Source organism: Pseudomonas sp. IT-232MI5 (genome assembly GCF_949767845.1).
In the GTDB taxonomy this organism is placed as follows: domain Bacteria; phylum Pseudomonadota; class Gammaproteobacteria; order Pseudomonadales; family Pseudomonadaceae; genus Aquipseudomonas.
The window spans coordinates 317,490-338,184 of record NZ_CATKQE010000058.1; the positions used below are offsets into that span (position 1 = coordinate 317,490).

The window sequence follows — 20,695 nt, forward strand, 5'->3', positions numbered from 1 at the left end:
GACCGCGCCCAGCAGGCCCTTCGCGGGGCGTGACGCAGCAACCCGATTCCATTAGCAAGCCGAATTCAGGCAGGAAACCTCATGACCGACGCGTTCGAACTCCCCAGCACCCTGGTCCAAGCCCTTCAGCGCCGCGCGGCCCTGACGCCGGATCGACTGGCCTTGCGTTTTCTTGCCGAAAGCGAAGAGCAGGCTGTGGTACTCAGTTATCGCGAACTGGATGAGCGCGCGCGAACTATTGCGGCCGCATTGCAGGTCGAAGCCGAATTCGGCGACCGCGCGGTGCTGTTGTTTCCCAGCGGCCCGGATTACGTCGCGGCCTTCTTTGGATGCTTGTACGCCGGCGTGATCGCGGTGCCGGCTTATCCGCCGGAATCTGCGCGGCGTCATCACCAGGAGCGGTTGCTGTCGATCATTGCCGACGCCGAACCGCGTCTGCTACTGACCAGCGCCGACTTGCGCGACGCCTTGCAGCAGATCGAAGGCGCGCCGCCGTTGCTGTGTGTCGACACTCTCGACCGCACGCAGGCCGAAAGCTGGGTTGAACCGAGCTTGCCGCAAGACCATATCGCTTTCCTGCAATACACCTCCGGCTCCACCGCGTTGCCCAAAGGTGTGCAGGTCAGCCACGGCAATCTGGTCGCCAATGAACTGTTGATCCGTCACGGTTTCGGCATCGATGTAAATCCGGACGACGTGATCGTCAGCTGGCTGCCGCTGTATCACGACATGGGTCTGATCGGCGGTCTGTTGCAGCCGATTTTCAGCGGCGTACCGTGCATCCTGATGTCGCCAGCGTACTTCCTCGGCCGGCCTTTGCGCTGGCTGGAAGCGATCAGCCAATACGGCGGCACCATCAGCGGCGGGCCCGACTTCGCCTATCGCTTGTGCAGCGAGCGGGTCAGTGAGTCGGCACTCGAACGCCTCGACCTGAGCCGCTGGCGCGTGGCCTATTCCGGCTCCGAGCCGATCCGTCTCGACACCCTCGAGCGCTTCGCCGAGAAGTTCACTGCGTGCGGCTTCAGCGCAGACAGTTTCATGGCCTCGTACGGTCTGGCCGAAGCCACATTGTTCGTCGCCGGCACCCCGCGCGGCACCGGCATCCCGGCGCTGCGCGTGGACGATCAGGCGCTGGCGCAAAACCGTGCGGAGCCGGGTGAGGGCAGCCCGATCATGAGCTGCGGCATCAGCCAGCCGGAACACGCCGTGCTGATCGTCGAACCCAATACCCTCGAAGCGCTGGCCGACAATGCTGTCGGCGAAGTCTGGGCTACGGGTCCGAGCATCGCCCTCGGCTATTGGCGCAACCCGGAAGCCAGCGCCAAGACGTTTGTCCAGCATGCCGGCCGCACCTGGCTGCGTACCGGTGACCTGGGCTTCGTCCGCAACGGCGAACTGTTCATCACCGGGCGCCTGAAAGACATGCTCATCGTGCGCGGCCACAACCTCTATCCGCAGGACATCGAGAAGACCGTCGAGAACGAAGTGGAAGTGGTGCGCAAGGGCCGCGTCGCTGCATTCGCGATCAATCAGAATGGCGAAGAAGGCATCGGCATCGCCGCGGAAATCAGCCGCAGCGTGCAAAAAATCCTGCCGCCGGAAGCCTTGATCAAAGCGATCCGCCAAGCGGTAGCCGAGGCGTATCAGGAGGCACCAAGCGTCGTTGTACTGCTCAATCCAGGCGCCTTGCCGAAAACCTCCAGCGGCAAATTACAGCGTTCGGCGTGCCGCAATCGTCTGGCCGATGGCAGCCTCGATAGCTACGCGGTGTTCCCGTCGACCACAGCCGAAACCGCAGAGTCGGCCACCAGCGCCTCCGAACTCGAAGCGTTGATCGGCAACATCTGGGCCGAACAACTCAACGTCAAACAGGTCAACGCCGACGATCACTTCTTCCTGCTCGGCGGCAACTCGATCGCCGCCACGCAAGTGATCGCCCGGGTTCGCGAAGAACTCAGCCTTGAGCTGAGCCTGCGTCTGCTCTTCGAAGCCCCGACACTGTCGGCATTCGCTGCTGCCGTGGCGCAACAGCAACAGGACGGCGGCAGCGCCCAAGGCGCAATCATTGCGTTGTCGCGCTCCGAGCCAATGCCACAATCGCTGGCGCAAAACCGTCTGTGGATCACCTGGCAACTCGACCCGCAGAGCAGCGCCTACAACATTCCCGGTGCCCTGCGTTTACGCGGCGAACTGGACGAAGACGCCTTGCGCGCCAGCTTCCAGCAATTGATCGAGCGCCACGAATCCCTGCGCACACGCTTCTTCGAACGCGACGGCGTGGCCCTGCAACAAGTCGCTGCCGCCGCCGAATTCAATCTGCAACTGATCGACATCAGCGACCTGCCGGCCCATGAGCGCGAGGCCCGTGCGCAACAGATCCGCGAAGATGAAGCGCGCACCCGGTTCGACCTGGAGAAAGGCCCGCTGCTGTGGGTGACGCTGGTGCGTCTCGACGACGAAGATCACCAACTGCTGGTGACGCTGCACCACATCATAGCCGACGGCTGGTCGCTGAACGTATTGATCGACGAATTTTCGCGCCTGTACGCCGCCGCTTCGCAGGGCGCGACCGCGACCCTTGCGCCGCTGCCAACCCAGTACGCCGACTACGGCAGTTGGCAGCGCCAATGGCTGGCGCAGGGCGAGGGCGAGCGGCAACTGGCGTACTGGAAAACGCAGTTGGGTGACGAACATCCGACCCTGGAACTGGCCACTGATCATCCGCGCTCGACCCAACAAAACCACAGTGCCGCGCGCCACACCGTGCGTTTGGGCGCGCACCTCAGCGAGGCGATCCGCAACACCGCGCAAGCGCAACAAGCGACGCCGTTCATGCTGCTGCTCTCGGCATTCCAGAGCCTGCTGCATCGCTACAGCGGTCAGCGCGACATTCGCATCGGCGTACCCAACGCCAACCGTCCGCGCCTGGAAACCCAAGGCTTGATCGGTTTCTTCATCAACACCCAAGTGCTGCGTGCGCAAATCGATTCGCGCCTGTCGTTTGTCGAGCTGCTGGCCCAGACCCGTCAAGCCGCACTCGGTGCGCAAGCGAATCAGGATCTGCCCTTCGAACAACTGCTCGAAGCCTTCCCACAGGCCCGTGAACAAGGCTTGTTCCAGGTCATGTTCAACCATCAGCAACGCGACCCGAGCGCACTCAAGCGTCTGCCGGGTCTGCTCGCCGAAGAACTGCCGTGGCACAGCCGCGAAGCCAAGTTCGACCTGCAACTGCACAGCGAAGAAGACCGTAACGGTCGCCTGACGCTGTCGTTCGACTACGCCAGTGAACTGTTCGATTCGGCCACCATCGAGCGTCTGGCCGAACACTTCAGCAACCTGTTGCGCGAAGTCTGCGAACGCCCGGAGCAAGCCATCGGCGACCTGCAGCTGTTGACCGTCGGCGAACACGACCAGCAAAAAAACTGGAGCGTCGCACCGTGCACCCCGGCGCAACAATGGCTGCCGGAACGGCTCAACGAACAGGTGCGCAAAACCCCGGAACGCACCGCGCTGGTGTGGGACGGTGGCAGCCTCGACTTCGCCGAACTGCACACGCAGGCCAACCGCCTCGCGCACTACCTGCGCGACAAAGGCGTCGGCCCGGACGTTTGCGTGGCCATCGCCGCCGAGCGTTCGCCGCAACTGTTGATCGGTCTGTTGGCGATCATCAAGGCCGGTGGCGCCTATGTGCCGCTGGACCCGGATTACCCGGCTGATCGTCTCGCCTACATGCTCAGCGACAGCGGCGTCGAACTGCTGCTGACTCAGACCGAATTGCTCGAGCGTTTGCCGGCCAGCGACGGCGTCAGCGTGATCGCCATGGATGCGTTGCACCTGGAAAACTGGCCGAGCCAGGCGCCAGGTCTGCACCTGCACGGCGACAACCTCGCCTACGTGATCTACACCTCGGGTTCCACCGGCCAACCGAAAGGCGTCGGCAATACCCACGCAGCACTGGCCGAGCGCCTGCAATGGATGCAGAACGCTTACGCGCTCGATGAAACGGATGTGCTGATGCAAAAAGCGCCGATCAGTTTCGACGTGTCGGTGTGGGAATGCTTCTGGCCGCTGATCACTGGCGCGCGTCTGCTGATCGCCGGCGCCGGTGAACACCGCGATCCGCATCGCATTGCGCAGCTTGTTCAGGCCTATGGCGTGACCACGCTGCACTTTGTGCCGCCACTGCTCTCGCTGTTCATCGACGAACCGCTGAGCGCCGAATGCACCAGCCTGCGCCGGGTATTCTCCGGTGGTGAAGCGCTGCCCGCCGAACTGCGCAACCGCGTGTTGGCGCAACTGCCGGCGGTGCAATTGCACAACCGTTACGGCCCGACCGAAACCGCAATCAACGTCACCCACTGGCATTGCACCCCTGCCGATGGCGAACGTTCACCGATCGGTCGTCCGTTGGGCAACGTGATTTGCCGCGTGCTCGACGCCGATCTCAATCCGGTGCCGGCCGGCGTGCCGGGTGAGCTGTGCATCAGCGGTATCGGTCTGGCTCGCGGTTACCTTGGCCGTCCATCGTTGACCGCGGAACGTTTTGTGGTCGATCCGCTGGGCGAGCAGGGCGCACGTTTGTACCGCACCGGCGACCGCGCGCGCTGGACGTCCGACGGCGTCATCGAATACCTCGGCCGTCTCGACCAGCAAGTCAAACTGCGTGGTTTCCGCGTCGAACCGGAAGAAATCGAAGCGCGTCTGCTTGCCCAGAACGGCGTCGCCCAAGCCGTGGTGCTAGTGCGCGAAACCGCTGCCGGCGCGCAGCTGATCGGTTACTTCACCGCGACCGATGCCAGTGAACATCCTGACGAGCAAAGCGCTCGCCTGAAAACCGCGCTGGCCGCCGAGCTGCCGGAATACATGGTCCCGGCGCAACTGATGCGTTTGGACGCAATGCCTCTGAGCCCGAGCGGCAAACTCGACCGCCGTGCCTTGCCGGAGCCGCAATGGCAAGTACGTGAACACGTCGAGCCGGTGACTGCACTGCAACAGCAGATCGCCGCGATCTGGCGCGAAGTGCTCGGTCTGGCGCAAGTTGGCCTGCGCGACGACTTCTTCGCCCTCGGCGGTCACTCGCTGCTGGCCACGCAAATCATCTCGCGCACCCGTCAGGCCTGCGACGTCGAACTGCCGTTGCGCGCCTTGTTCGAGCACAGCGAGCTGGCTGATTTCGCCGAGCAGATCCGCCTGATCCAGGCCAGCGGCCGCACCAACAAACAGCCGCCGATCGACAAGGTCGATCGCAGCCAACCGGTGCCCTTGTCGTACTCGCAACAGCGCATGTGGTTCCTCTGGCAGATGGAGCCGGACAGCCCGGCGTACAACGTCGGCGGCATGGCGCGTCTGCGTGGCGTGTTGCATGTCGAGCGTTTCGAAGCCGCGTTGCAAGCGTTGATCCTGCGTCACGAAACCCTGCGCACCACCTTCCCGAGCGTCGACGGCGTCGCCCGCCAACAGGTGCATGCCGAAACCGGCGTACGCATGGGCTGGAAGGATTTCTCAAAACTTTCCGCCGATGTGCGCGAGCAAAAGGTTCAGCAATTCGCCGACGAAGAAGCGCATCTGCCGTTCGATCTGGAAACCGGCCCGCTGCTGCGTGCCTGCCTGGTGAAAACCGCCGAGCAGGAGCATTACTTTGTCCTGACTCTGCACCACATCGTCACCGAAGGCTGGGCGATGGATATTTTCGCCCGCGAACTCAGTGCGCTGTACGAAGCGTTTGTCGATGACCGTGATTCGCCGCTTGAGCCGCTGCCCGTGCAGTACCTCGATTACAGCGTCTGGCAGCGCAACTGGCTGGAATCCGGCGAGCGTCAGCGCCAACTCGACTACTGGACCGCGCAACTCGGTCGTGAACATCCGCTGCTGGAACTGCCGGGTGACCGTCCGCGTCCGCCGGTACAAAGCCATCAGGGCGAACTGTTCCGTTTCGACCTCAGCGACGACCTCGCCGCGCGGGTTCGTGCGTTCAACGCGCAAAACGGTCTGACCCTGTTCATGACCATGACCGCCGCGCTCGCGACATTGCTTTACCGCTACAGCGGCCAGACCGATCTGCGCATCGGCGCGCCAGTGGCCAACCGCATTCGCCCGGAAAGCGAAGGGCTGATCGGTGCGTTCCTCAACACCCAGGTGCTGCGTTGTCAGCTCGACGGCATGATGTCGGTCGGCGAGTTGTTCGAGCAGGTGCGTCACACCGTGATCGAAGGCCAGTCGCATCAGGATCTGCCGTTCGATCATCTGGTCGAAGCCTTGCAGCCGCCGCGCAGTGCCGCCTACAACCCGTTGTTCCAAGTAATGTGCAACGTGCAGCGCTGGGAATTCCAGCAGAGCCGCATGCTCGCCGGCATGACCGTCGAGTATTTGGCCAACGATGCGCGGGCGACCAAGTTCGACCTCAATCTGGAAGTCACCGACCTCGACCATCGCCTTGGTTGCTGCCTGACTTACAGCACCGATTTGTTCGATGAGCCGACCATCGCGCGCATGGCCAAGCATTGGCGCAATCTGCTGGAAGCGCTGATCGCCGATCCGCAACAGCGTCTAAGCGAATTGCCGCTGCTGGACGCTCTGGAGCAACAGCAACTGCTCGACAGCCTCGGCGTCGAACCGGGTGAGCGTCGTCTCGACCAGTGCATCCATCACCTGTTCGCCGAACAAGCGCTGGCGCGCAAAGATGCACCTGCGCTGACCTTCGCCGGGCAAACCCTGAGCTACGCTGAACTCGACGCCCGCGCCAATCGTCTGGCCTGGGCGCTGCGTGAGCGCGGCGTCGGCCCGCAAGTACGGGTGGGTCTGGCACTGGAGCGTTCGCTGGAAATGGTCATCGGCTTGCTGGCGATTCTCAAGGCTGGCGGCGCCTATGTGCCGCTGGACCCGGAATACCCGCTCGACCGTCTGCACTACATGATCGAAGACAGTCGCATTGGTCTGCTGCTCAGTGATCGCGCAATGTTCAAAGCCCTTGGCGATCTGCCGCCAAGCGTGGCGCGCTGGTGCCTGGAAGATGACAGCGCAGCACTCGCTGCTTATCCGGCCAGCGAGCTGCCGTTTATCAGCCTGCCGCAACATCAGGCCTACCTGATTTACACCTCGGGCTCGACCGGCAAACCGAAAGGCGTAGTGGTCTCCCACGGCGAAATCGCCATGCACTGCCAAGCCGTGATCGAGCGGTTTGGCATGCGCCCGGATGACTGCGAACTGCATTTCTATTCGATCAACTTCGATGCGGCGACCGAGCGTCTGTTGGTGCCGCTGCTCAGTGGTGCGCAGGTTGTATTGCGTGCACAAGGTCAGTGGGACGCGGAAGAAATCTGCGGTTTGATCCGCACGCATAAAATCAATGTGCTCGGTTTCACCCCGAGCTACGGTAGCCAGTTAGCGCAGTTCCTCTCGACGCAAAACCAAATCCTGCCGGTGCGGATGATCATCACCGGTGGCGAAGCGCTGACCGGTGAACACCTGCAACGCATTCGTGCAGCGTTCAAACCGGCGATGTTCTTCAACGCCTATGGCCCGACCGAAACCGTGGTCATGCCACTGGCCAGTCTGGCGCCGCAGGTGCTGGAGGAGGGCGCCGGCAGCGTGCCGATCGGCAGCGTGATCGGTGCGCGCGTGGCGTACATTCTCGACGCCGATCTGGCGCTGGTGCCGCAAGGCGCGACGGGTGAATTGTTCGTCGGCGGCGCCGGTCTGGCGCAGGCTTATCACGATCGCCCGGGCATCACCGCCGAGCGCTTTGTCGCTGACCCGTTTGCTACCGCTGGCGGGCGCATGTATCGCACCGGCGATCTGGTGCGCCAGCGGGCCGATGGTTTGGTGGAATACCTGGGTCGGATCGACCATCAGGTGAAGATCCGTGGTTTCCGTATCGAACTGGGCGAAATCGAAACGCGCCTGCTCGATCACGATTCGATCCGCGAAGCCGTGGTGCTCGCCCTCGACGCGCCAAGCGGCAAACAACTGGTTGGCTATTTAGTCACTGAAGTCGCTGAGCAAAGCGAAGCCAATCAGGCTGAACTGCGCGACGCGCTCAAGGCGCACCTCAAGGCACAACTGCCGGATTACATGGTGCCGACGCACCTGATTCTGCTGGCGAGCATGCCGCTGACCGCCAACGGCAAACTCGACCGTCGCGCCTTGCCGGCGCCGGATCCTGAGTTGAATCGTCAGGACTACGTTGCGCCAAGCAACGAACTGGAACAGACCCTGGCGCAGATCTGGTGCGAAGTGCTCAACGTCGAGCAGGTCGGTCTCAACGACAACTTCTTCGAATTGGGTGGCGACTCGATTCTGTCGATTCAAGTGGTCAGCCGTGCACGGCAGCAGGGCATTCATTTCAGCCCGCGTGATCTGTTCCAGCATCAAACTGTGCAGACTTTGGCTGCTGTGGCCAGCCGCACCGAGCAGTTCACGGCCGAGCAGGGTCTGGTGGCCGGTGAATCGCGCCTGACGCCGATTCAGCACTGGTTCTTCGACACTGCAATCCCCGAGCGTCAGCACTGGAATCAGGCGTTGTTGCTGGAGCCGACCGTGACCCTCGAACCGCATCGTCTGGAGCAAGCGTTGCTGGCGGTGATCGAGCAGCATGATGCCTTGCGCCTGCGCTTCACCGAGGCCAACGGTCAATGGCAAGCGACGCACCAAGCCGTCTCCGAAGCGGCCGTGGTGTGGCAAGTGCGGGTTACCTCGATGGACAAGTGCCAAGCGCTGTTCGCTGATGCGCAACGCAGCCTTGATCTGCAAAATGGTCCGCTGGTTCGCGCCTTGCTGGTCGACGGCCCTGAAGGTCAGCAACGCCTGTTTATCGCCATCCATCACTTGGTGGTCGACGGCGTGTCGTGGCGCGTATTGCTCGACGATGTGCAAACCGTTTACCGCCAACTCGATGCCGACCAAGCGGTGAAACTGCCAGCGAAAACCAGTGCCTTCAAAGACTGGGCCGCGCGTTTGCAAGCCTATGCCGGCAGCGAATCCCTGCGCGAAGAACTCAACTGGTGGCAGACCCAACTGGCCGGTCCGAGCGCCGATTTGCCGTGCGAAAACCCGCAGGGCGGCCAGCAGAATCGTCACGCGCAAACCGTCAGCGTGCGCCTCGATGCCGAGCACACCAAACAGTTGCTGCAACAGACGCCAGCCGCCTATCGCACGCAAGTCAACGACTTGCTGCTGACCGCGCTGGCCCGTGTGCTCTGCCGCTGGAGCGGTCAACCGTCGGCACTGATTCAACTGGAAGGCCACGGTCGCGAAACCCTGTTCGACGAGATCGATCTGACCCGCACTGTCGGCTGGTTCACCAGCGCTTACCCACTGCGTCTGACCCCGCACAACATCGAAGAGGCTGCGGGGCAGGGCGCTTCGATCAAGGCGATCAAGGAGCAACTGCGCGCGGTGCCGCACAAGGGCCTGGGCTACGGCGTACTGCGTTATCTCGCCGATGATCTCAGCCAGCGCAGCATGGCCGCGTTGCCGAACGCGCCGGTCACCTTCAACTACCTCGGCCAGTTCGACCAGAGCTTCGGCAGCGATGCGCTGTTCCGTCCGCTGGATGAAGCGGTCGGTGCCGCCCACGATCCGCAGGCGCCATTGCCAAACGAACTGAGCATCGACAGTCAGGTCTACGGCGGTGAATTGCTGCTGCGCTGGACCTTCAGCGCCGAGCGTTACGACGCGCAAACCATCAACGATCTGGCCGACGCTTACCTCGGTGAGCTGCAAAGCCTGATCGCCCATTGCCTGCAAGACGAGGCCGGCGGCCTGACGCCGTCGGATTTCCCGTTGGCCAAGCTGACTCAGGCGCAACTGGATGCCTTGCCGGTACCGGCCGCGCACATCGAAGACGTTTATCCGCTGACGCCGATGCAGGAAGGCATGTTGCTGCATACCTTGCTCGAACCGGGCACCGGTCTGTACTACATGCAGGATCGCTACCGCATCAACAGCGAACTCGACCCGGAGCGTTTCGCCCAGGCGTGGCAAGCGGTGATCGCCCGTCACGAAGCGCTGCGTGCGTCATTCTGCTGGAATGTCGGCGAAGACATGCTGCAAGTGATTCACACACCGGGTCGCACGCCGATCGAGTATCTGGACTGGAGTGCCATCGCTGAAACCGAGCAGGAACCGAAGCTGCAAGCGCTGCTGAAAAGCGAGCGCGAGGCCGGTTTCGATCTGCTCAATCAGGCGCCGTTCCACCTGCGTCTGATCAAGGTCGGCGCAGCGCGTTACTGGTTCATGATGAGCAACCACCACATTCTCATCGATGCATGGTGCCGCTCGTTGCTGATGAACGACTTCTTCGAGATTTACACCGCGTTGGGTGAGGGTCGTGAAGCGCAACTTGCCGTGCCGCCGCGTTATCGCGATTACATCGGCTGGCTGCAACGTCAGAGCCTGGCCGAAGCGCGGCAGTGGTGGCAGCACAATCTGCAAGGGTTCGAACGCACCACACCGATCCCGAGCGACCGTCCGTTCCTGCGCGAACACGCCGGTGAAAGCGGCGGCATGGTCGTTGGCGACCGCTACACCCGCCTCAATGTCGAGGACGGTGCGCGTCTGCGTGAACTGGCGCAGGCGCATCAATTGACCATCAACACTTTCGCTCAAGCCGCGTGGGCCTTGGTACTGCGCCGCATGAGCGGTGATCGTGACGTGCTCTTCGGCGTCACCGTGGCCGGGCGTCCGGTGGAAATGCCGGAGATGCAGCGTACCGTCGGTCTGTTCATCAACAGTATCGCGCTGCGGGTGAAAATGCCTGAGGACGATCAGCGCAGCAGCGTGCGTCAGTGGCTCAGCGCTTTGCTCGACAGCAACATGCAACTGCGTGAGTACGAATACCTGCCGTTGGTGAACATCCAGGAACAAAGCGAATTGCCGAAAGGCCAGCCGCTGTTTGACAGCCTGTTTGTCTTCGAAAACGCCCCGGTGGAAGTGTCGGTACTCGATCGCGCGCAGAGCCTCAATGCGACCTCGGACTCCGGCCGAACCCACACCAACTTCCCGCTGACGGCGGTGTGCTACCCGGGCGATGACCTCGGTCTGCACCTGTCGTATGACCAGCGTTACTTTGACGAATCGACCATCGAGCGCATGCTCGGCGAGTTCAAGCGTTTGCTGCTGGCGCTGGTCGATGGCTTCCATGGCGATATGGCCGACCTGCCGCTGCTAGGCAGTGAGGAAGAGGAGTTTCTGCTGCACGGTTGCAACCAGAGTGCCCACGATTATCCGCTGGAGCAGAGCTACGTGGCGCTGTTCGAAGCGCAGGTTGCCGCGCATCCGCAGCGCATTGCAGCCACGTGCCTTGATCAGCAGCAGAGTTACGCCGAGCTGAACCACAATGCCAACCGACTCGGCCATGCACTGGTCGCCGTGGGTGTGCAGATGGATCAACCGGTGGCCTTGCTCGCCGAACGAAATCTCGATCTGCTCGGCATGATCATTGGTAGCTTCAAGGCCGGTGCCGGTTATCTGCCGTTGGATCCGGGCCTGCCGAGTCAGCGTCTGCAACGCATCATCGAGCTGAGCCGCACGCCGGTGCTGGTCTGCTCTAAAGCATGCTTTGAACAGGCGCAGACTTTGCTGGATGAATTCAGCTGCGCCAATCGACCGCGCTTGCTGGTGTGGGAAGAGCTTCAGGCAGCGGCAACATCGGCGCACAACCCGGAGATTTACAGCGGCCCGGACAACCTCGCTTATGTGATCTACACCTCGGGTTCGACCGGCCTGCCGAAAGGCGTGATGGTCGAGCAGCGCGGCATGCTCAATAACCAGTTGAGCAAGGTGCCGTACTTGAATTTGAGCGACGCCGACGTGATCGCACAAACGGCTTCGCAAAGCTTCGATATTTCGGTCTGGCAGTTCCTCGCCGCGCCGTTGTTCGGCGCACGGGTGGACATCGTGCCGAACACCATCGCCCACGATCCGCAAGGTTTGCTGGTGCACGTGCAAGCGCAGGGCATCACCGTACTGGAGAGCGTGCCGTCGCTGATTCAGGGGATGCTCGCCTCGGATCGCCTGAGCCTGGATGGCTTGCGCTGGATGCTGCCGACCGGTGAAGCAATGCCGCCGGAGCTGGCGCACCAATGGCTGCTGCGTTACCCGGACATCGGTCTGGTCAACGCTTACGGCCCGGCGGAATGCTCGGATGACGTGGCGTTTTTCCGTGTCGACATGGCCTCGACGCGCGGCAGTTACCTGCCGATCGGTACGCCGACCGACAACAACTTGCTCTATCTGGTCGACGGCGCGCTGGAGCTGGTGCCGCTGGGCGCGGTGGGTGAGTTGTGCGTGGCAGGCACGGGCGTCGGTCGCGGTTATGTCAGCGACCCGTTGCGCACCGCACCGGTGTTTGTGCCGAACCCGTTCGGCGCGCCGGGCGAACGTCTGTATCGCACCGGTGACCTGGCGCGGCGTCGCAGTGACGGTGTGCTGGAGTACGTTGGCCGGGTTGACCATCAGGTGAAGATTCGCGGTTATCGCATCGAGCTGGGCGAAATCGAGGCGCGTCTGCATGAGCAACCGGAAGTACGCGATGGTGCGGTCGGTGTGCAGGAAGGCGTCAACGGCAAGCACTTGGTCGGCTATCTGGTGGCGGCCGATTCGGCACTCAATCCGAGTCAACGCCTGGAGCGGATCAAGCAGCGCCTGCGCGCCGAGTTGCCTGAATACATGGTGCCGCTGCACTGGTTGTGGCTCGATCAGCTGCCGCTCAATGCCAACGGCAAACTCGACCGCAAAGCCTTGCCGGCGCTGGAGATCGGCCAGTTGCAGAGTCAGGATTATCTGGCCCCGCGCAATGAACTGGAGCAGACCCTGGCGGATGTTTGGGCCGAGGTGCTGAAGGTCGAGAAGGTCGGCGTACGCGACAACTTCTTCGAACTGGGCGGGCATTCGTTGCTGGCCACGCAGATCGCCTCGCGGGTGCAGAAAACCCTGCAGCGCGATGTGCCGTTGCGGGCGATGTTCGAGTGCAGCACGGTGGAGGAGCTGGCCGAGTACATTGATGGACTGGCGGCGAGTGATATCACCGAGGAGAAGGTCGATCGGTTGAATGATCTGATGGCGGAGCTGGAGGGCCTTTGATTTTCTAGTGCCTGTAGTGGCCTTATCGCTGGCAAGCCAGCTCCCACAGTAATCGAGTGTAGCCACAGATTTTGTGTTCACTCTGGAACCTGTGGGAGCTGGCTTGCCAGCGATGGCGTCAGCGCGTTCAACACAATTAAACCAGTACAAACGCGTACATTTTCAGGGTTGACGACCAGCAACCGGCAGCTCAGTCTGCCGGTTCTCTTTTTTGTCGCGGGGGTGGTCGATGCCTTTTTTCACGGTTGACGGACAAGCGCTGCATTACATTGATCAAGGCACAGGACCGGCGGTATTGCTGGCCGGCAGCTACCTGTGGGATCAGGCCATGTGGGCACCGCAGATCGCTGCGTTATCGCCGCACTATCGGGTGATCGCACTGGACTTGTGGGGCCACGGTGAGTCGGGACGGTTGCCTGAAGGCACCACATCACTGGACGACATTGCTCGTCAGGCGCGGTCCCTGATCGATCATCTTGATATCGATCAGGTCACTCTTGTCGGGCTGTCGGTCGGTGGCATGTGGGGCGTACGTCTGGCGTTGTTGGCCCCGCAACGGATCAACGGTCTGGTGCTGATGGACACCTACGTCGGCGTCGAGCCGGAACCGACTCGTCAGTACTACTTCTCGCTGTTCAAGCAGATTGAAGAAAGCGGCGAAATCTCCGAGCAGTTACTGGATATCGTCGTGCCGATCTTCTTCCGTCCGGGTATCGATCCGCAGTCGGCGCTGTATCAGGATTTTCGCGCGAAACTGGCGGCGTACTCCTCGGATCGACTGCGCGAAAGCATCGTACCGATGGGGCGTATCACCTTTGGCCGGGATGATTTGTTGCCACGACTGGGCGAATTGAATGCGGCCTCCACGCTGGTCATGTGCGGCGATCAGGACAAACCGCGACCACCGTCGGAAACAAAGGAAATGGCCGAGTTGATCGGTTGCCCGTGGGTGCTGGTGCCGGAGGCGGGGCATATCTCCAACCTGGAGAACCCGCAGTTTGTCACCGAGGTGTTGTTGGCTTTCCTGGCTGACCGCCGTTGAAAAGATCGCAGCCTGCGGCAGCTCCTACAGAAAACGCTTTCCATGTAGGAGCTGCCGCAGGCTGTGATCTTTTGATTTTGCTTATTTAGGCCCGAGAATCTTCACCAACTTGTCCGGCGAAGGCGCACCTTGCTGCTGTTGCAGCTCACCCTTGTCATCCATATAGAAGATTGCCGGCGTCGCCTGCAAATCGAGGTCTTCCATCAACTGCATGTTCGCCGCCAATTTGCTCTGCACGGCCGCTGGGATATCTTTCAGCGCTTTTAGCGAACTGCTCTTGCCAGCCTTTTCGTGATCTTCCAGCGCCTTGACCGGATCCTTCGCGGCCAGCAGTGCCGCTGATTTGCCCGGGCTGTCCTCGCGAATGATGCCAACCATGATGTGCCGCAACTGCACCTTGCCAGCCTTGACCCACGGCCGCGCCTGTTCCCAGAACATGTTGCAGTAAGGGCAGTTCGGATCGCTGAACAGGTACACCGTGCGCGGTGCATCCTTGTTGCCGTCCTGAATCCAGTTGCTCGCCTCGAACTTCGTCCAGACTTCCTTGGCCATTGGCGCGTAGACCAGTTTTTGCAGCGGCTCGCTGCTCAGGTCCTTACCGTCGGCGTCGTACAGATTACCGAGCAAAACGTGTTTGCCATCCGGAGTCAGGTACAGGGCCATGCCACGGTTCTGATATTGCGCCGCATAACCGCGCAGACCGTCGGGCGCATCGAACTGGCCGACGATTTTCGCGCCTTTGGCTTCGATCTGCTTGATCGCCGCAGGCAATTCTTCAGCGGCCTGCACTGACGGCAAGTGCAGCAGGGCGCTGCCCAGAGTCAGCGTCAGCAGGTGGCGGAGGCGGGGCATGGCAGTTTCCTTGCAGAGGTGGCCGGAGCAGTGGCCGGGTTCGAATTCGGGGTCGGGGTGTCGAAGTTTTCCAAGGCGCGCGCCAGGCTGGCGTTGGATAACTCGCCTAGGTGACTGCTCAGCAGCCTACCGTCAGGGCTGTAGAACAGCGTAGTCGGCAGGGCCATGGAACCGACGGCCTGACCCAGCCGGCCGCTGCGGTCGAACAGCACGTTGTTCAGGCTCAGGCCTTGGGTTTCGAGAAATGTCGCCACGCTTTGCATGCTTTCGGCCTGATTGACGAACAGGAAGGTCAGGTCGGGTCGTTGCTGCTGGGCGTTTTCCAGCACCGGCATCTCGCGCCGGCACGGAGGACACCAGGTAGCCCACAGATTGATCACCAGCGGGCCGCCCTGATAGTCGCTGAGCTGGATGGTTTCCCCCGCCGCATTGCGCAGGGAGATGTCCGGCAGCCGGGTGCCTTGTTCATAGATATTCAGCGCCAGCGTCGCCAACAGCCAGAACGCCACACCGCTGGCCACACCAAAACCCAGCGGGCGACGCAAGCCCGGTCGGCGCCAGCCGCGATACAGCGCCACCAGCAGCAGCAGGATCACGCCTGGCCAGGCGAGGAAACCACCGTCACGCAAATCAATGATCTGCCACGGGTCATTGCGATAGTGCGACCAGTACAGCAACACAAAGGCAACACGCGCCGCGAGCATCCCGAGCAGAAACAGGCTGAACAACGCCGACTCGGGGTTATCGCCACCACGCTTGGCCACCCGCCAGCCGACAAAGGTCGCCAGCGCCAGGGCACTGATCAGCAGCAGGTGATTAAGCGCAATGGCAAAGGTGCCGAGGGTCAAAGTCAGCATTAATTGGCTTCCCGGGTGGTAGCCCAGCGTTGCAGGAATGTATCGGCATCGACTTCGCCGGTGATGCGCTGGCTGCGGCGTTCTTCGCCATCCGTGCCGATCCAGACGAAGCTCGGTGGCCCCGGCACTTTGTAGCGGCTGAGCAATTCACGGCTGGCGGCATTGTCGGCAGTGACATCGAGGCGCAGCAGGCGTACGTCACTCAACGCCTGCATGACCTTGTCCTTGCCGAACACCTGTTTCTCCATGACTTTGCACGACACGCACCAGTCGGCGTAGTAATCGAGCAGCACCCACTGACCCTGAGCCTTGGCGGCATCGAGTTCGCGTTGCAGCGCAGCCGGCTCCTTGATCGTGGTGAACGCGTCATGAGCCGATGGCTGCGCTGCGCTGGCGCGGCCGGCGCTGTAGACCTGCAACGGCTGATACGGATCATCGCTGCCGCCTGCCGCGCCAATCACCAGCAGACTGCCCCACAGCCCGAGCAACAGCGAGCTGGCGCCGAACAACTGGGCTACTCGGCCAAAACCTTCGGACTGTTTCCAGGCACAGAACGCAGCGATCAACAGCAGTGCACCGCACAGGCCCAGCCACAACGAAGCCTCCAGCACCGGACGCAACATCAACAGCGCCGTGGCGAGGAAGAGGAAACCGAACACGCCTTTGAGCAGGTTCATCCACGCGCCGGGCTTGGGCAGGAAGCGATTGCCCACGGTCACCAGCAACAACAACGGCACACCAATGCCGATACCCAGCGAGAACAGAATCAAGCCGCCGTACAGTGCGTTGCCGCTCTGCGCGATGTACAGCAACGCACCGGCCAGCGGCGCGGTCATGCACGGGCCGACCAGCAGACCGGACAATGCACCGAGGACCCCGGCGCCAATCAGGCTGCCACCGCTGCGACTGCGCGAGGCGTGTTCCAGGCGATCACGCAGGGCCACCGGCAATTGCAGTTCAAAGAAGCCGAACATCGGCAGGGCCAGCACCACGAAGATCGCGGCGAACGTGCCGAGCAGCCACGGATTCTGCAACCATGCCTGCAGGTTTGCGCCGAGCAGCGCAGCGATCACGCCCATCGCCGCATAGACCAGCGCCATGCAGATCACATAACTGCCGGCCAGCGCGAAACCGCGACGCGGGGTGGCGCCACTGCCAACGACCATGCCGGCCAGAATCGGCAGCATCGGTAACGTGCAAGGCGTAAACGCGAGCAACAGACCGAGACCAAAAAACACCAGTAAGCTCCAGCCCAGCGCGCGTTGTTGCAGGCTGCTGGCCAAGGCCTGATCCGGCGCTTCAGCGCTGGCGGCCACCGCCGCTTTGCCGCCCAGATCAATGACCCGGGTCTGCGGTGGATAGCACAGGCCGGCATCGGCACAGCCCTGATAGCTGACCTTGATCTGGCCTGTGGCTGTCGCCGGGATTTTCACTTCCAGCCCTTGGCGATAGACCGGTTGTTCCCCGAAAAACTCGTCGCTGTGGGACTCGCCTTCAGGCAGCGCGGGCTGTTGCTCTGCGCTCAATCCGTCGAATTTCAGGCGTTTCTGATACAGGTAATAGCCGTCGGTGATTTGCCAGAACAGTTGGGTTTCACCGGATTCCAGGCGTTCGGAGGTGAGCACGAATGCCTGGTCGACCGGCAGAAATTCCGGTTTAGTCTCAAATGGATTGTTTCCAGCCTGGGCCAGGCTGGACATCAGCAGAGCAAACAATAGAAAAAAATGACGCATGGAGGAGCCTTGTCCCTGTGCAAGTGAGGCGCAGAATGGGCGGCGGCGATTAACCGATAATTAACCGTATCCTACAAGGCCCTCCGGGCTTCGGCCAATCAGCCGCGCAGCAGTCCCGGCCAGTTCGCGTCATTAATGGTTTTCGGTCCGGAGACCAGACGGTCGGACTGAATGTTGTAAGTCAGGTATTGGTTGTCGGTCAGGAAGATGTACCAGTAGCTGTCGGCCAAAGTCCGGTCATTTTGCGCTGCCGTGATGATGCGGTCCTTGTACGGTTTCAGCGCGCCCAGCCGATAATCCCCGAAGGATTTGTAGGTCAGGGTCTTTGCCTTGTAGTTAAACGATAGATAGTGTCCGTCGTTGAGGATGAACCTGAATAGAAACGGGTGACCGGTCAGTTGGAACCAGGTGCCGGCGATGATCTTGTCGAAGTAGGGCAATATCGGCTTCCAGATCGAATCGGCAACTTTATAAAAGGCATCGACCTTGTCTTTGTCTTGATTATATTTACACACCACGGGTGTGATGCCCTGATAGAAAAACAACCAGGCAATATCTTCATCTGACGAGGTGTTCCAGCCGAATGAAGTGGTTGTCAGGCCGAAACGCAAGTCTTTGGCATGGGGGCCAAAGGTGTCCCAGCTATCGCCGACCGATGCGGGATAGTTGGCGGATACCTTATTGTCACCGAGATCGAATCGGGAATAGGTGTCGCTGTCCTTGAAGAAGAAATAAATACGGTCGGGGCCGGAGCGCCAATCGAGCGCGACGAAGTTTTTTAGTTGAGGCATGTTTATTAAGTCCCTTTAAAGTTGTTGGTGGTTGCCAGTCGAAAACTAAATGATCGAAGGGTTATTACATAGGGAGAAACTGTTTCTTTATTAGTGGGAAAGTTTCAGCGCCGGGTGAGGCCCTGCAACAGGTGGCGCCCCGATGTTTTTGCCCGGCTTTCCGTAAGCGCCGGTGACGGCCATAATTGCCGCTTAATCCTCGCCTGCTTCACTCGCCTTTTTTATCCACGGAGCACCCATGCACGTACTGGTTTGCGAAGACGATGAGCTGATTGCCAGCGGGATCGTTGCCGGCCTCACGGCTCAGGGTTTGACCGTTGAGCACGTCAACACCGCGTCGAAGGCGCGGGCGATGCTCAAGGTGGCCGAATTCGACGTGATGGTGCTCGATCTCGGCCTGCCCGACGAAGATGGCCTCAAGTTGCTGCAACAACTGCGGCAGAGTGGCCTGGAAATTCCGGTGCTGATCCTGACCGCGCGCGACTCGGTCACCGACCGCGTCGATGGTTTGCAGGCCGGGGCTGACGATTACCTGCTCAAACCGTTCGATCTGCGTGAACTGTTCGCCCGTCTGCAAACCCTGTTGCGCCGGGTCGCCGGGCGCAGCGTCAACCTGATCGAGCACGGCGCGCTGACCTACGACCCGAGCAGTCGCGAAACCACCCTGGCCGGGCAACCGGTGGACTTGTCGCGCCGCGAGCAATCGCTGCTGCAGGCGCTGCTGCACAATCGTGGTCGGGTGCTGTCCACTGAACAGTTGAAGGACAGTGTCTACGGCTTCAACGATGAACTGGAAAGCAACGCGCTGAACGTGCACATTCATCACCTGCGCAGCAAACTGGGCAAAGGCATCGTCGAAACCGTGCGCGGTCTGGGCTATCGCCTTGGCCCGGCCGATGGTGGAGATCAAGGCAAGTGATGAGTCTGCGACTGCGCCTGAGTCTGACCCTCGGCGCCGCGTTTGCACTGATCTGGGCGCTGGCGGCGGCGTGGATGCTCAGTGACCTGCGCAATCAGATGATGTTTTCCCTCGACCAGCGTCTGGTGGCGTCGGCGCGCATGGTCGCCGGGCTGCTGGAACAGTTGCCGACTTTGCCGAGCAAAGGCGAGGGCACGCATTTCAGTGCCGAACAACTGAATATCCCCGGTGGCATGGCCTGTCAGGTCAGCTCCTTGCGCGGGGAAATCCTCGCGCGCAGCCACAACAACCCCGAACAAGCGCTGGAAGCCGAGAAGATGGGCTTCCATGACCAGATGATCGACGGTGCACCGTGGCGCAGTTTCACCCTTGCCCGAGGCGATGTGCGGATTACCACCGCTGACCGGCAGATCGAGCGCGAGGCGCTGAACATGTCGATCCTGCTGGCGGCTTCGGTGCCGGTGGGTGTGGCGTTGCTCGGCTGTCTGTGTCTGTTGTGGCTGGGCATTGGCCAGGGTCTGGCGCCGCTTAACCGTCTGCGTGAAGCACTGATGCGGCGCAATGCCGACTCGCTTGAGCCGTTGCAGATCCAGACTTTCCCCAGTGAATTGAAGCCGCTGCTTGAAACGCAAAACCAGTTGTTCCAGCGCATTGGCAAAACCATCGAGCGTGAGCGCCGTCTGACCGGTGACGCGGCGCATGAACTGCGCAGCCCGCTGACGGCGATCAAGACCCACCTGCAAGTCGCACGCATGACCGATGGCAACGCCCGCGATCAGTCGCTGGCACGGGCCGAGGAGGGCGCCGATCGCTTGCATCGCACCCTCGAGCAACTGCTGTTGCTGGCGCGGGTCGAGGGCAGTCTGTCGTTCGATGACGGCTCGCAATGCAGCGCCGAGCAAGTGGCACGCCTGGCGATTCAGGACGCCACGGGGGGCGAACGCCTGCGCATCAAATTGCACCTGCCGGCCGAACTTTCTGTCGCACCGTTGCAAATGCCGGCGGTGCTGTCGATTGCGGCGCTGCGCAATCTGCTCGACAACGCCCTGCGCCATACGCCCGAAGACTGTGCGGTTGAGCTGAGCCTGGAAACCATTGGCAACCGCGTGCGTTTTGTCGTGCGCGACCATGGCCCGGGGATTGCGCCGGATGATCTGCAACACCTGACCCAACGCTTCTGGCGCAACGGCCAAAGCACCGGTTGCGGCCTCGGTCTGGCAATTGTTCAGGCGATCGTTCAGCGTTGCGACTGTGCCCTGCATTTCGACAGTCGCCCGGATGGCCTGCGGGTCGAACTGACCATGCCGTTGCAACCTGTCTGATTCCAGCACAGCCTGTGGAAGGAAATCGCGCCAGACACATCAAATGTAACTTCTCGGCGTTCGCTATCCGGACCGGGTGGGGATAAGGTCAGCGCAGCT

Annotated in this window: 8 protein-coding genes; 4 read left to right on the plus strand and 4 right to left on the minus strand. The window is 61.5% G+C overall.

From position 1 onward, the window contains the following. The first annotated feature begins 81 nt into the window (after nt 1–81). Nucleotides 82–13,080, plus strand: a complete 12,999-nt coding sequence (locus ACM6JQ_RS24785; RefSeq protein ID WP_414894810.1) for a non-ribosomal peptide synthetase — start codon at nt 82–84, stop codon at nt 13,078–13,080. A 229-nt stretch (nt 13,081–13,309) separates the two neighbouring features. Next, the gene (locus tag ACM6JQ_RS24790; RefSeq protein ID WP_414894811.1) at nt 13,310–14,122 is read left to right on the plus strand and encodes an alpha/beta fold hydrolase; all 813 of its coding nucleotides are present in this window, start codon (nt 13,310–13,312) and stop codon (nt 14,120–14,122) included. An 81-nt stretch (nt 14,123–14,203) separates the two neighbouring features. Here ACM6JQ_RS24790 and dsbG read toward each other — a convergent pair whose 3' ends face one another. The 4 genes from dsbG to ACM6JQ_RS24810 all read right to left on the minus strand — a co-directional run bounded on the left by dsbG (nt 14,204) and on the right by ACM6JQ_RS24810 (nt 18,355). Continuing rightward, nucleotides 14,204–14,974, minus strand: a complete 771-nt coding sequence (gene dsbG / locus ACM6JQ_RS24795) for a thiol:disulfide interchange protein DsbG (RefSeq protein ID WP_414894812.1) — start codon at nt 14,972–14,974, stop codon at nt 14,204–14,206. Beyond that, complete coding sequence (locus ACM6JQ_RS24800; RefSeq protein WP_414894813.1) at nt 14,950–15,831, minus strand: prolipoprotein diacylglyceryl transferase family protein; 882 nt, start codon at nt 15,829–15,831, stop codon at nt 14,950–14,952. The genes dsbG and ACM6JQ_RS24800 overlap by 25 nt, the downstream gene beginning before the upstream one ends. Next, complete coding sequence (gene dsbD, locus ACM6JQ_RS24805) at nt 15,831–17,564, minus strand: protein-disulfide reductase DsbD (RefSeq protein WP_414894814.1); 1,734 nt, start codon at nt 17,562–17,564, stop codon at nt 15,831–15,833. Before dsbD ends, ACM6JQ_RS24800 begins: the two co-directional genes overlap by 1 nt. Nucleotides 17,565–17,662: 98 nt before the next feature. Beyond that, nucleotides 17,663–18,355: a hypothetical protein gene (locus tag ACM6JQ_RS24810; protein ID WP_414894815.1), complete on the minus strand. Its 693-nt coding sequence runs from the start codon at nt 18,353–18,355 to the stop codon at nt 17,663–17,665. Nucleotides 18,356–18,593: 238 nt separating this feature from the next. On the opposite strand from ACM6JQ_RS24810, the gene ACM6JQ_RS24815 reads away from it, so the two are divergent. Beyond that, nucleotides 18,594–19,274 (plus strand): response regulator, encoded by a 681-nt coding sequence (locus tag ACM6JQ_RS24815; RefSeq protein WP_007908710.1) that lies wholly within the window; start codon nt 18,594–18,596, stop codon nt 19,272–19,274. Then, a complete protein-coding gene (locus ACM6JQ_RS24820; protein WP_095113055.1) occupies nt 19,274–20,596 on the plus strand; it encodes an ATP-binding protein in 1,323 nt (440 codons plus the stop codon). The genes ACM6JQ_RS24815 and ACM6JQ_RS24820 overlap by 1 nt, the downstream gene beginning before the upstream one ends. Nucleotides 20,597–20,695: the final 99 nt, after the last annotated feature.

What these genes read in the sequence shown, in the direction of transcription:
- ACM6JQ_RS24785 (WP_414894810.1), top strand. Translation starts at nt 82, where the DNA reads ATGACCGACGCGTTCGAACTCCCCAGCACCCTGGTCCAAGCCCTTCAG.
- ACM6JQ_RS24790 (WP_414894811.1), top strand. Translation starts at nt 13,310, where the DNA reads ATGCCTTTTTTCACGGTTGACGGACAAGCGCTGCATTACATTGATCAA.
- dsbG (WP_414894812.1), bottom strand. Translation starts at nt 14,974, where the DNA reads ATGCCCCGCCTCCGCCACCTGCTGACGCTGACTCTGGGCAGCGCCCTG.
- ACM6JQ_RS24800 (WP_414894813.1), bottom strand. Translation starts at nt 15,831, where the DNA reads ATGCTGACTTTGACCCTCGGCACCTTTGCCATTGCGCTTAATCACCTG.
- dsbD (WP_414894814.1), bottom strand. Translation starts at nt 17,564, where the DNA reads ATGCGTCATTTTTTTCTATTGTTTGCTCTGCTGATGTCCAGCCTGGCC.
- ACM6JQ_RS24810 (WP_414894815.1), bottom strand. Translation starts at nt 18,355, where the DNA reads ATGCCTCAACTAAAAAACTTCGTCGCGCTCGATTGGCGCTCCGGCCCC.
- ACM6JQ_RS24815 (WP_007908710.1), top strand. Translation starts at nt 18,594, where the DNA reads ATGCACGTACTGGTTTGCGAAGACGATGAGCTGATTGCCAGCGGGATC.
- ACM6JQ_RS24820 (WP_095113055.1), top strand. Translation starts at nt 19,274, where the DNA reads ATGAGTCTGCGACTGCGCCTGAGTCTGACCCTCGGCGCCGCGTTTGCA.